The 13,466-nt window shown below is 65.3% G+C and carries 9 protein-coding genes; 7 read left to right on the forward strand and 2 right to left on the reverse strand.

The features are described from left to right. The 4 genes from VGD20_RS17055 to VGD20_RS17070 form a co-directional block, all read left to right on the forward strand. On the forward strand, window positions 1–876 hold an 876-nt coding region (locus VGD20_RS17055), incomplete at its 5' end, for a pyridoxamine 5'-phosphate oxidase family protein (protein WP_331135574.1). Between the two features lie 77 nt (window positions 877–953). Then, window positions 954–1,820, forward strand: a complete 867-nt coding sequence (locus VGD20_RS17060; protein WP_331135575.1) for a Ku protein — start codon at window positions 954–956, stop codon at window positions 1,818–1,820. 1 nt (window position 1,821) lies between these two features. Further along, window positions 1,822–4,329, forward strand: a complete 2,508-nt coding sequence (ligD, locus tag VGD20_RS17065; protein ID WP_331135576.1) for a DNA ligase D — start codon at window positions 1,822–1,824, stop codon at window positions 4,327–4,329. Between the two features lie 215 nt (window positions 4,330–4,544). Continuing rightward, window positions 4,545–7,217, forward strand: coding sequence for a TonB-dependent receptor (locus VGD20_RS17070; protein ID WP_331135577.1), 2,673 nt, complete (start codon window positions 4,545–4,547; stop codon window positions 7,215–7,217). Window positions 7,218–7,262: 45 nt separating this feature from the next. On the opposite strand, the gene VGD20_RS17075 is transcribed toward VGD20_RS17070, so the two are convergent. Then, complete coding sequence (locus tag VGD20_RS17075) at window positions 7,263–8,123, reverse strand: helix-turn-helix domain-containing protein (RefSeq protein WP_331135578.1); 861 nt, start codon at window positions 8,121–8,123, stop codon at window positions 7,263–7,265. 120 nt (window positions 8,124–8,243) lie between these two features. On the opposite strand from VGD20_RS17075, the gene VGD20_RS17080 reads away from it, so the two are divergent. Continuing rightward, entirely contained in the window at window positions 8,244–9,017 is a 774-nt protein-coding gene (locus tag VGD20_RS17080; RefSeq protein ID WP_331135579.1) for an SDR family oxidoreductase, read from the forward strand. 75 nt (window positions 9,018–9,092) lie between these two features. Here the strand turns inward: VGD20_RS17080 and VGD20_RS17085 are convergent, their stop codons facing one another. Continuing rightward, window positions 9,093–11,441 (reverse strand): TonB-dependent receptor, encoded by a 2,349-nt coding sequence (locus VGD20_RS17085; RefSeq protein WP_331135580.1) that lies wholly within the window; start codon window positions 11,439–11,441, stop codon window positions 9,093–9,095. Window positions 11,442–11,533: 92 nt separating this feature from the next. Here VGD20_RS17085 and VGD20_RS17090 point away from each other — a divergent pair, with 92 nt between their 5' ends. Both VGD20_RS17090 and VGD20_RS17095 read left to right on the forward strand, forming a co-directional pair. After that, window positions 11,534–12,112, forward strand: coding sequence for a hypothetical protein (locus VGD20_RS17090; RefSeq protein ID WP_331135581.1), 579 nt, complete (start codon window positions 11,534–11,536; stop codon window positions 12,110–12,112). A 47-nt stretch (window positions 12,113–12,159) separates the two neighbouring features. Then, window positions 12,160–13,466: PepSY-associated TM helix domain-containing protein (locus VGD20_RS17095; protein ID WP_331135582.1), on the forward strand; the 1,307-nt coding region annotated here is incomplete at its 3' end.

Here is a 13,466-nt window from a genome sequence, read left to right on the forward strand (position 1 = left end):
ATGTTCGCCGGGTTCGGGAACGGGCGGACGCTCGCCATCACGCTGGGCGGCGGCGCGGCCGGTTTTGCCTCCGCCGATCCCGCGACGCTGTCGGTCCCGCTCGCCGCGCTCGACGATCCGGCGCTGGCGGCGCCGGGCGCCAGCTTCGGCTCGCTCTTCCTTGTCCCCGGGATCGGCGAGACGCTGCGGATCAACGGCGCCGTCGCAGCGGTCGACAGCGGCATCGCACGGATCGCGGTCGAGGAATGCTATGTTCACTGCGCCAAGGCGCTGATCCGCTCGGGCTTCTGGGCCGCCACACCGGCCGATGCGGCACCTGCCACGCCCGAGGTTTTTGCAGCCAGGGCCTGTTTCATGGCCCTCGCGACGATGGACGCGGCGGGCCACGCCGACCTCAGCCCCAAGGGCGATCCCGCCGGGTCGATGGCGCATGTCGCGGGCGACCGGCTATGGTTCGCGGACCGCCCCGGCAACCGCCGCACCGACAGCTTCCGCAACCTGATCGCACAGCCGCATATCGCCGTGGCGCTGCTGATTCCCGGCGCGTCGGCGGTCGCCATCATATGCGGCAAGGCGATGCTGACCGACGACGAGACCGCACGCGCCGGCTTCGCGGTGCAGGGCAAGGTGCCGCTGCTCGCGACGCGCGTCGACGATCTCGATATCGCTATCCGGCCGAGCGCGGCGCTCGAACGCGCGCGGCTCTGGCCGGCCGCGCCGGCGCCCGGCGACATCCGGCCCGCAAAGATGTTCGCCGAGCATGTCCGGCTCAACAAGGACAAGGGGATTGGCGCGCGCCTTGCCGGCGCCTTCGTGTCGGTCCCCGGGCTGATGCAGCGCGGGCTCGACAAGGATTACAAGGACAACCTCTACTGACGGATAGTTGACGGAACCCCTCGCGCCCTCCGATCATTTGGACTCACGCAGTCCTGGGAACAGCGAAAGGAACGCCAATGGCCGCGCGCGCTTACTGGAAGGGTCAGATCCGGCTCGCGCTGGTGTCAATCCCGGTCGAAATCTATTCGGCGACAAAATCGGGCGCCGCGGTCAGCTTTCGCCAGATCCACGAACCAAGCGGCAAGCCGGTCAAATATGAAAAGGTCGTGCCCGGCATCGGCGCGGTCGATCATGACGACATCGTCAAGGGCTTCGAACTGTCGAAGGGCAATTATGTCCTGCTCGACGAGGAAGAGATCGAAGCGGTCAAGCTCGAGAGCAAGCGCACGCTCGAACTCGTCCAGTTCGTCGACACCGACGCGATCGACGTCCTCTATTATACCAAGCCCTATTATGTCGTCCCCGCCGACGAGCTGGCCGAAGAGGCGTATATCGTCCTCCGCGAAGCGCTCAAACGCACGAAGAAGGTCGGGCTCGGCCAGTTGTCGCTGCGCGGGCAGGAACAGCTTGTCGCGCTGCGGCCGTGCGGTCGCGGTCTCGTGCTCGAAGTGCTGCGCTACGCCGACGAGGTGAACAAGGCGGCGAACTATTTCCGCGACGTCGGCAATGCCAAACCCGACGCCGACCTGCTCGACCTCGCCGAAACCCTGATCGGCAAGAAATCGGGGGCGTTCGACGCGAGCGACTATCACAATCACTACATCGACGCGCTGAAGCGCGTGATCGCGAAGAAGGCGAAAGCGAAGGGCAAGCGCGTGCTCGAAGATGTCGAGGAGCCCGCGAGCGCCGGCCGCGGTTCGAACGTCATCGACCTGATGGCGGCGCTCAAGGCCTCGGTCGACGGCAAGAAGACCGCGCCCGTCAAAGCCGCGCCGGCCAGGAAGGCCCCGGCGAAGAAGGCGCCGGCGCGCAAGCGCGCCTGAGATGGCGAGGCGCGCCGACCCCCTCGCGCAATATAATGCCAAGCGCGATTTCAAGCTGACGCCCGAACCCGCGGGCAAGGTCGAAAAGGGGGCGGGCAACCGCTTCATCGTCCAGAAGCACGACGCGACGCGCCTTCACTACGACTTCCGCCTCGAAGTCGACGGCGTTCTCAAAAGCTGGGCTGTCACCAAGGGCCCGAGCGCCGATCCCGCCGACAAACGCCTCGCGGTCCGCACCGAAGACCATCCGATGAGCTATGCCGATTTCGAGGGCGGCATCCCCAAGGGCGAATATGGCGGGGGCACGGTGATGCTGTGGGACCGCGGCACCTGGGCGCCGATTGCGGGCAAGAGCGCGAAGGATATCGAGAAAGGCCACCTCCACTTCACGCTCGACGGCGAGCGCATGAAGGGCGAATGGCTGCTCGTCCGCATGAAACCGCGCCCCGGCGAAAAGCGCGAGAACTGGCTGCTGCGCAAGGTCGACGATGCCTTTGCGGGCGGAACCGACGATCTCGTCGGACGCCGGCTGACGAGCATCCTCACCGGACGCACAATGGCCGAGATCGCGGGCGACGAAGGCGGCGAGCAGTCGCTGAAGGGGGCCAAGGGCGCGGCCTTCACGAAGAAGATGCAGGCTGCCGCCGCGCACAACAGAAAGATCGCCAGGCCGGTCGCAAAGGGCAAGCCACCCAAATTCCGCCCGCTGCAACTCGCGACGCTCGTCGATGCGGTCCCCGGCGGTAACGGCTGGTTCCACGAGATCAAATATGACGGCTACCGCGCCGAGATTGCCGCGGCGGGATCGGACGTGCGCGTCTACACCCGCAATGGCCTCGACTGGACCGACAAGTTCGCCCCGCTCGTCCGCCATATCGCAGCACTCGATCTGCCGCCGTGCCTGATCGACGGCGAGATCGTCGCCTATGGCAAGGACGGCAACCCCGATTTCTCGTCGCTTCAGGCGGTGCTCAAGCGCGGCCACGGCGCGCAAGACGAGAAAACCGCGCTCCACTTCTTCGCCTTCGACCTCCTCGAACAAGGCGGCAAAAGCCTCGCCAGGCTCGGGAACCTCGAACGCAAGGAGCGCCTCGAAGCCTTGCTTCGCGATGCCAGTGCCCCGGTCGCGGTCGCCGACCATGTTATTGGCGCGGGCGAAAAGCTCTATGGCGCGATGTGCGGCGCGGGACAGGAGGGCATCATCTCGAAACGCGCCGATGCGGCCTATGCGGGGCGCCGCTCGAAAAACTGGGTGAAGGTCAAATGCACCCGCCGGCAGGAGTTCGTCATTGTCGGCTGGAAACCGTCATCGACGAAAGCACGCCCCTTCTCGTCTCTGCTTCTCGCGCAGCACGAGGGTGCCGCGCTCGTCTACAAGGGCAATGTCGGCACGGGCTTCGATACCGGCACGATGGCCGACCTCGCGAAGAAGTTCGCCGCCCGCGAACGCAAGACCGCCCCGCTCGAGGTCGAGCGCGCGGCTGCACGCAAGGTCCGCTGGCTCAAACCCGAGCTCGTCGCCGAAATCGCCTTCGCCGAATTCACCGGAAGCGGATCGGTGCGTCACGCAAGCTTCCTCGGCCTGCGCACAGACAAGGAGGCAAAGGACGTGACTCCCGAAAAGAAGCAGCCGGTCCCGGTTCCGGCAAGCGACGTGACGATCAGCAGCCGCGACCGCATCATCTTCCCCGAAGCGAAGGCGACCAAGGGCGATCTCGCCGACTATTACGCCGCGGTCGCGCCCGTCATGCTCCCGCACACCGCGCGCCGCCCGATCAGCCTCGTGCGCTGCCCGCAGGGACGCGGCAAGAAATGCTTTTTCCAGAAGCATGATTCGGGCAGCTTCGGCGACCATGTCCTCCATGTTCCCATCAGGGAGAAGGACGGCGGGCACGAGGATTATCTCTATGTCGAGGACGCCGACGGCCTGCTCGCGTGCGTCCAGATGGGGACGATCGAGTTCCACGGCTGGGACAGCCATGTCGACAGCCTCGAAAAGCCCGACCGCATGGTCTTCGACCTCGACCCCGACGAGGGGCTCGACTTCGCCGACGTGAAGAAGGCCGCGCTCGATATCCGCCGCCAGCTCGCCGACATCGGGCTCGTCAGTTTTGCAATGCTGTCGGGCGGCAAGGGCGTGCATGTCGTCGTCCCGCTCGATCCGGGGCACAGCTGGGACAAGCACAAGGATTTCTCGAAACGCTTCGCCGAGGCGCTGAGCCTCGCCGAACCCGAGCGTTTCATCGCGACGATGAGCAAGGCGAAACGCAAGGGCAGGATCTTCATCGATTATCTGCGTAACCAGCGCGGCAGCACTGCAATCATGCCTTGGTCGGCGCGCGCGCGCGAAAACGCACCGGTCGCGGTACCGATCGCGTGGGATGCGCTCGCAGAGGCGACGAAGGCGGGGCAATGGACAATCAAGGACAGCGAAGAGCTGCTCACCCGTGCCGCGAGCCCTGACCTCAAGGGCTGGGGCTTCGCGAGCCAGTCGCTCCCCGACTTCTAGGCAAGGCGGTGGGTGCGCGAGTCGCGAGCGGAAAATTGGTTAGAAGCCTACTAAGCATTCTAATAATACCAATTACGTACCAAAAATACCTATGCAGCGGCACGAATGGACATTTAATCGCGGTGAAGCGAGGTTGACCGGGAAATTGGTCCGTATAAATTCCCCTTCAAATCAGCAGTTATAGTTGATTGGCATCTTTCAGGAGGGATTTAGATATGACCAATGCGCGATATTGGCTTGCCTCGGTGAGCATTGGTACGCTGCTTTTTGCGGCCAACGCGGCCCACGCCCAAGCCGCTCCTGCCGCCGACACCACGACCGAAAGCGAAATCGTCGTGACCGGCATCCGCGGCTCGCTCCGCGAAGCGATCGACGCCAAGCGCGACCTGTCGGTGATCGCCGACGTCGTCACCGCCGAGGATGTCGGCAAATTCCCCGACAAGAATGTCGCCGAAGCGCTCCAGCGCGTCCCCGGCATCGTCGTCAACCGCGAGTTCGGCGAAGGCGAGCGCGTCTCGCTCCGCGGCACCGCGCCGAACCTCACCAAGACCCTCCTCAACGGCCACAGCGTCGCGACCGCCGACTGGTTCATCCTCGACCAGACCGCCTCGACACGCAGCTTCAACTATCTCACCCTCCCCGCCGAGATCATCGGGAGGCTCGAAGTCTACAAGAGCCCGCAGGCCGACGTCGAGGAAGGCGGGGTCGGCGGCACGATCAACGTCCTGACGCGCAACCCGCTCGACCTCGAACCGCTCACCCTCTCGGCGTCGGTGCAGGGCGTCTATTCGGACCTGTCGGGCAAGGTCGACCCGCAGCTGTCGGGCCTCGTCAGCTGGAAGAATGCCGACGAGACCTTCGGCATCCTCGTCGGCGCGATCTACCAGAAGCGCCGCACCCGTCGCGACGGGCTCGAGATTTTCGGCTATAACTCCTACCCCGTCGGCGGCGGACAGAACGGGCTTGTCCCGACGCTCATCGGCTCGACGATGTTCGAACAGAAACGCGAACGCTACGGCGCCAATATCGGTATCCAGTTCCGCCCCTCGGACGAGCTCGAGATCAACGTCACCGGCCTCTATTCGCGCTTCAACGCCGACAACTTCAACCAGAACTACATCGCATGGGCCGCACGTGCGCTCGACGATGGCGGCACGATCAGCAATGCGGTGGTCGAGAACGGGGTCGTGGTCGCGGGCGACGTCGCGTCGCCGGGCGGCGGCACCACCGGCTTCGGCGTCGTCTATGATGCGATCGACCGGCAGGCGGTCGCCAAGACCGTGTCGGCCGATTTCGACCTGACCTGGCGCCCCGTCGACAGCCTGTCGGTGCATTTCAAGGCGGGGTGGACCAAGGCGAACGGCGACACGAGCAACGAGAATTTCCTGGAATTCGCGGGCCCCGGCGCGTTCAGCTACGACCTGCGCAGCGGCCGGCCCGAAGTCGATTTCTCCAGCCCCGATCCGCTGAACCCCGCCGGCGTCCGCCCCGATTTCGCGCGCATCCAGTCGGTCACCAACGAGGACGAGGAGAAATATTTCTATCTCGACGTCGAAAAGCAGGTCGAATGGGGCCCGCTCACCGCGCTCAAATTCGGGATCAAATATACCGATCACGACCGCATCGCCCAACGCTTCGCGACCAACGGCGGCGTCTTCACCCCCGGGCTGCGTTGCGGAGGGGTCGCCTGCACCGCGGCCGATTTCGCGACCGGCGGCGGCATGCCCGGCGATTTCCTCGACAACATCGCCGCGCCCGGCACGCTCAACGATTACTGGCGCGTCGATCCCGCAAAGCTGCGTGCGATCTATGGCGCGTCGACGTCGCCCGTAAACGATCGCTTCCTCGTCCCCGGCAACAATTATTCGATCAACGAAAAAGCGTGGGGCGGTTACGGCCTCGCGAAATTCGGCGGCGACGGCTGGCGCGGCAATGTCGGCGTGCGCGTGGTCGAGACCAGGCAGACGTCCGACGGCTATATCGTCGGCGGTGCCAACCCCGAATTCACCAACCCCTATGGCGGCTTCACCCCGTCGACCGCGAAACGCTCCTACACCGACATCCTGCCGAGCGCGAACCTGTCGGTCGATCTCTCGCCGCAGGTCGTGCTGCGCTTCGCGGCGGGCAAGACGGTGACGCGCCCCGACTTCGTCGACATCACCCCCGGTACCGACCTGAACGGCACGACGCTGACCGGGCGCGGCGGCGATCCGAACCTCGATCCGTACCGCGCCAACCAGTATGACCTGTCAATCGAATGGTATCCCGATCGCGAGACGATCGTCGCGCTCGCCGCCTTCTACAAGGATATCCAGTCGTACATCGTGAACACGACCTCGACCGAGATCCTGCCGAGTGTGTTCGTGCCGGGCTCGCAGCCCACGAGCTGCGTCGCGGCGGGCGGCGGCAATCCGAACCTGTTCAACTGCCCCTATCAGATCAACCGCCGAAGCAACGGCGACGGCGGGCGCAATCAGGGTTTCGAATTCCAGGTGTCGCGCCCGATCTGGGGCGGCTTCGGCGCGGTGGTCAACTACACCTACTCCGACGCCAAGGCGAACAACGGCGATCCGATCCCGGGCAATTCGAAACATTCGCTCAACCTGACGGGCTATTATGAGAATGACCTCGTCAGCGCGCGGCTCTCGTACAACTACAGGTCGAAATTCTTCATCGATATCGACCGCGCCGCGCCGCTCAACCAGGCTGCACTCTCGTCGCTCGACGCCTCGGTCAGCGTCAACATCACCGACAATATTGCGCTCACCGCCGACGCGATCAACCTGACCAACGAAGAGATCGTGCAATATTCGGGTACCCGCGACCGCCCGCGCGCGATCTATGACAATGGCCGCCAATTCTATGTCGGGGCACGCCTGAAGTTCTGATCCCCCGCAGCCGGCGTCCGCTATTCCGGACGCCGGTTCGGAGCGCTATCGCGCAGCCGCGCGATAGCGCGTCGGCGGCACCCCGAACCGCCGCGCAAAAGCGGTCGCAAAATGGCTCGGCGACGCGAAACCTGTCGCCAGCGCGACTTCGGTCACCGGTTCCTCGCCATGCCATAGCCGCCGCGCGGCCTCGTCGAGCCGTGCGCGCATGACATATTGCCAGGGCGACAGCCCGAATGCGTGCTGGAAAGCGCCGGTAAAGCCGCGCACATCCATGCCGACCAGCGCCGCCAGCGCAGCAAGGCTGTGCTGCGCGTCGAGCTGCCCGCGAATTGCATCGACCAGCCGGTTGCGATCCGAGGCCGACAACGCCCGCCGCATGGGCCGCGGATCGCGATGCCCGTATCGCTGGAACAGATGCCGTTCGAGTGCGTCGCCCACCTCGTGCGATGCCATCCGCGCCAGATCATCGTCCACGTCGCGCACCAGTTCGAACAGCCGCGCCGCAGCATCGAAGAGAAATGTGTCACGATGTTGTACCCGCGCGATTAGCGGCGCATCGGCTAGCAGCGCCGTGGGCACACCGAATTCGACGAACTCCGCGCGCTCGCCCTGCGCGAGCGCGGCATAGCGGCACGCCGCAGGGATCATCCACACATCGCCGCGCGACGGCAACACCGGGCCCGAAGGCCCGACCGAAAATTCGCAGTCCATCCGGTCGAGCCGGCCGCCCAGATGAACGACGAAGACATGATGATTCTCTTCGAACGCCCAGTCGGTCGGCGCTTCGAGATTTTCGGTCGCGGCGAGAATATCGAGCTGGCCGATCCGCGCCTGATGCCGTGCGACAACATCGCGCGGCGAGCGCGGCCTGATGCCATCCCATACGGTCCCGAGGTCGTTCAATCACCCACCTTGCGAGCCTCCACGACTCGTCCCCACGATATTCAAAAACTGCGCCGGAATTTGAAAGCGGACAAGGCGAAAGCGCCCTAGCCTTGGAGAACGCCAGCCAAGGAGACCAGAATGGCCGATCACAGCATCAAGGGTAAGACCGTCCTCATCGCCGGAGGCGGCAAGAATCTGGGCGGCCTCATCGCGCGCGATCTCGCCGCGCAAGGCGCAAGGGCGATCGCGGTGCATTACAACAGCCCGTCCTCGGCCGCCGAGACCGAGGAAACGCTGGCCGCGATCCGCGCCGCGGGCGCCGAGGCGGTTGCCTTTCAGGCCGACCTCACATCTGCCGCAGCAATGGAAAAGCTGTTCGCCGACACGATCGCCGCGATCGGTCGCCCCGACATCGCGATCAACACCGTCGGCAAGGTGCTCAAAAAGCCCTTCACCGAGATCAGCGAAGCCGAATATGACGAAATGACCGCGGTCAATTCGAAGACCGCCTTCTTCTTCCTGAAAGAGGCCGGCCGCCATGTGAACGACAATGGCAAGATCTGCACGCTCGTGACCTCGCTGCTCGGCGCCTACACGCCCTTCTATGCCGCCTACGCCGGCACCAAGGCGCCGGTCGAACATTTCACCCGCGCGGCATCGAAGGAGTTTGGCGAACGCGGTATTTCAGTGACCGCGATCGGCCCCGGCCCGATGGACACGCCCTTCTTCTATCCCGCCGAGGGCGAAGATGCGCAGGCCTATCATAAATCGGCCGCCGCGCTCTCGGGCTTCTCGAAAACCGGGCTCACCGACATTCAGGATATCGTCCCGTGGATCCGCATGCTGGTATCGGACGGCTGGTGGATGACCGGCCAGACGATCCTCGTCAACGGCGGCTACACAACCAAGTGACCCCTCCCCGGCCGCTGTCCCGGCGGCCGGGAAGCCGGGCGGACGGCGCGCCATGGCGCCGTCTGTCCGGTTTTTTCAGAAGCGTGCTTCGAAGGTCAGTCCGATCATCCGCGGTTCGCCGAGCAGCGCCTGCAGGCGGCCGGCATTTCGGTACTGATAGTCGTAATATTTGTCGTCGAAGATGTTGGTGGCGACCAGAAAGGCACCGAAATTGTCATTTCGGTACCCGATTTTCGCGTTGACGAGCATGCGCGACGGGACGTCGCGGCCCGCCGACTGGGCAACGACACTCTGATATTGCGCGCCGCGGTAATTGGCGTTGACGTTGACCGACACGCCGCTCGCGTGGCGCCAGTCGAAACCGGCGGCGGCGGTCCAGCGCGGCGCCTGCGCGAACTGGTGCCCCGCCAGATCCTCGACATTGCCATTGTCGACGACGAAGTCGGAAAACCTGCTGTTTGCATATCCGATCGAGCCGTAGACATTCAGGGCGTCGGTGACATCGAAATCGCTTTCGACCTCGAAACCCCAGACGCGCGATTTGCCGGCATTGCGGGTTTCATAGTCGAAGCGGTTCTCCGACAACTGGACCTGCACCTGCTGATCGGTCCAGTCGATGTAGAAGGCGTTGGCGTTGAAGGTCAGCCGGCGGTCGAGCCATTGCGTCCGCAGCGACAGCTCGTAATTCCAAGTATATTCCTGATCATAGGTGAAAGCCCGCGCACGGCCGGGATTGATCCCGCTGCCGCCCGACCGATAGCCGCGCTGGACGATCGCGCTCACCGTCTTGTCGGGCGCGACCTCCCACGAAATGCCCCCTTTGGGCAGAAAGGCCTCGTAGGTCGTGCTGCGCTGCGGCCCGGTACTGCTCGCATTGTCGACGTCCGACAGAAGCAGGTTGTTCACCGTCTGGAATACGAGGCCGAGGAGCGGGTCAGGCGCTGCCGCGGGGTCGGGAAGCGCGGTGATGAGCGTCACGTCATTTTCGTTCCGCACCTTCTGCTTTTCGCGGTCATAGCGGAAACCCGCGAGCAGCTTCAGCCCCGGCGCCACTTCCCAGCTGGCGTCGCCGAACAGCGCCTGTGTCTCGATGTCGAAGGGATAAAGCTGTTCCGACGCGATGAAGACGCGCTTCGGATACGCCGCGCGAACCGCCTGCGCGGTGGCGAGCGCGGTCGCGGGATCCATGCCCGCACCACCCTGCGCCGGCGGCAGCGCGAGGAAGCCCGCGACACGATTGGTCAGGCCAAGGTCGAGGTCGAGGTCGAGGCTGAAGGTGCTGTTCGCCAGATAATCGGGATTCTTATGGTGCGAATAATAAGCGCCGACCAGCCCCTGCAGCGGCCCGGTGTCGAAGGTCAGCCGGACCTCCTGGCTGAAAATCTTCTGATCGGTCGAATAATCGCCATAGGCTTCATCCTCGCGGCGCAGGTCGCCGTCGTACACGGAGAAAGTCTTGAGGTGGTTATAGGTGCTGATCGACGACAGTGTGAACACATCGCTCAGTGGCAACGAGGCGTCGAGCGTGAACAGGTCGGTGCTCGTCTTCGTATAGGTATCGCGGTTCGCCTCGACCGTGCGCCGCTTCCAGCTGTCCGGCAGGTCGGTCAGCGAATAGCCGCGCCCGTCATTGCCGAAATGCCGGTCATAGAGATAGGAGGCGACGATGCGCAGCCCGCCGCCGGGCGTGAAGAGCAGTTTGGTGCGCACGACCTCGCTGTTCGATTTCGCATAGTCCCCGCCGGCAAAGCTGTTCTTGATCAGCCCGTCGCCGCGCGCCAGTTCGCCCGCGACGCGAAACGCCAGCACATCGTCGATGATCGGCCCGCCGACCGCCGCCGCGAGGCGATATTCGCCATCGGCGTCGGTGATCATCGCGCGCGCCTTGCCGCGCCAGTCGAAGCTCGGGTCCGCGGTCCTGAGGATGATCGAACCCGCCAGCGCGTTACGGCCCTGCAGGGTCGATTGCGGCCCGCGCAAAATTTCGACCTGCTCGAGATCCCAGAGATCGAGCGGCCCGCCGCCGCTCGCCTCGCGCGGCAGCGGCGATCCGTCGAGATAGACGGTGGCAAGGTCGCCAAGCCCGCCGCCCGAGACATTCGTGCTCGCGATACCGCGGATGTTGAAACCCGATTCGCCAAGCGTCGATGCGACGTTCGCGGTGCGGTCGATCAGGTCGTAGATGCTGACCAGCGACTGCCGCTCGATCTCGTCCGACGTGAACACTTTCACGCTTTCGGGGGTATCCTGCAGCGTGCGGTCGAATTTCAGGCCGGTGACGACGATCTCGCCCGCTCCGCCTGCCGCATCGCCCGCGCCGGCATCGGCAGCCATATCCGCGTCGGCCGCGATGTTCGCAGCATGGGCCGGCATTGCCGCGCCCGCCAGCAGGACAAGAAGCACCGGCTTGAAAATCTTGGTCATTGCGAAGGACTCCCCATGTCGCTATCGAGCGGGGCCGCTATTGCTATTGCGAATGCGAGTCAATAGTTAGAGCGGACAAAAGGGGATATGCGATGGAAGACAGCTCGCCGCTCGTGCCGGCCATGCTGATGCTGGTCGGGGTCGCCACCGGCGTATGGATGCTGCGCAAATCGTGGCGCGCGCGCGATGCGCAGGGTCGCGGCTGGGTGATCGGCGGCTGGCTGCTGATCGCGGTGTCCTTCGCCCGCCCGGTCTGGGCGCTCGGGACCGCGCGCGGCATCTTTATCGCGCTCGCGCTCTTCTCGACCGCGGCGCTTGCCGTCGTCGCATCGGGTTACAGCATCAAGGTCGCGCGCGCGCGCGCTGCGCGCGAAAGCCTTGCCCCCGAACCTTCCGACCGCGCGACCACCAAGGGACGCGAGACGCTGCGCTGGCTGCTCGCCGGGCCGATCGGGATGGTCGCCGCGATGGGCGTCGGCATCGCCTGGGCCGCACTCATTCCCGGCGAACAGCAGACGCGGCTCGTCGTCGGCGGATTGATCGTCCCCGTCGTCTGGGGCGGCTGCATGGCGTGGACGCTCGCCGACAACCGCATCCTCCGCGCAACCGCCGTCCTCACCGGCGTCGCGCTGATCAGCTTCACCGCTGCCATCCTGAAGGGCTTCGCATGACCGCCGCTCCCAAGCCCCAAAAGCCGGCCAAGAGGCCGAGGGACCTGATGTCGCGCATCCCCGCGGGCTTCGTCCGCGCGGTGCTCCGCGGGCACAGCAGCCTGGGCCTCGCCTTCGCCGCGCTCATCTACCTCATCTGCCTGTCGGGCAGCATCGCGGTCTTCGCGCACGAGTTTCAGCGCTGGGAAAGCGCCACCGCGCCGCAACTGACCGAGGCGACCCCCGAGGCGGTCCAGACCGCGTTCGAAGGCGCGATCGCTGCGGGCGGCCCCGGGGTCGAGCATGTCTATATCACGCTCCCCTCGGCCGACTTCCCGCGCCTCCTGCTCCATGTCGACGCCGGTGAGGATCGCGAATTCCTCGCCGATGCCAAGGGAAAGATCGTCGACGGCAGCGCTTTTGCGTGGACCGAATTCATCACCCGCCTCCACATCAACCTCCACCTGCCGCGCACCTGGGGCGGCTTTCTCGTCGGGCTGATCGGCGTTGCGCTGCTCTCGTCGCTCATCTCGGGCATCCTTGCGCACCCGCGCATCTTCCGCGACGCCTTCCACCTGCGGCTCGGCGGGTCGAGGCGCCTGCAGGAGGCCGACCTCCACAACCGGCTCGGCGTCTGGGCGCTGCCCTTCCACATCATCATTTCGCTCACCGGCGCCTTCCTCGGGCTCACGACGATCATCGTCGGGGTACTCGGCATGGCGATGTTCAACGGCGACGTGAACAAGGTCTATGGGCTGTTCATCCCCGCGCCGCCGGTCGACGATCCGCGCCCCGCGCCCGTGCTCGACCTCCGCCCCATGTTCGCAAAGCTGCCCGCCACCGGCGGCCGCGTCGAATATGTCTTCACCGAACACCCGACCGAAATGGGCGGCGCGGCGCTGTTCAACGTCAGGCATCCGGACCGCCTCGCGGGCACCGACAGCTATGCCTTTCGCCGCGATGCCACGATCTACAACGCGTCGCCCGCGGCGGAGAATAACGCCGGCGAGGATATTCTCGCATCGATGGGCGTGCTCCATTTCGGCTGGTTCGGCGGCGGCCTGATCAAGATCGTCTATTTCGCGCTCGGCCTCGGCCTCACCTATCTTGCGGCGAGCGGGGTCAACATCTGGCTCGCCCGCCGCCGCGACAAGGGGCGCCCGGCGCCGGGGTGGGAGCGCGCCTGGGCCGCGACCGTCTGGGGCCAGCCCGCAGGCATCGCCGCTGCCGCGGTCGCCGGCCTTGCCGCGGCGGCCGTGGTCCCCGCGATCGTCGCCTGGCTCGCAGTCGGCGCCGCCTTCCTGCTCGCCGCGATCCGCGTGCCCGCCGCTAAGCTTTCCACGATCGGCAGCATCGCGACCGGAGCATTCATGCT

It is taken from the genome of Sphingopyxis sp., assembly GCF_036402335.1.
Lineage (GTDB): Bacteria > Pseudomonadota > Alphaproteobacteria > Sphingomonadales > Sphingomonadaceae > Sphingopyxis.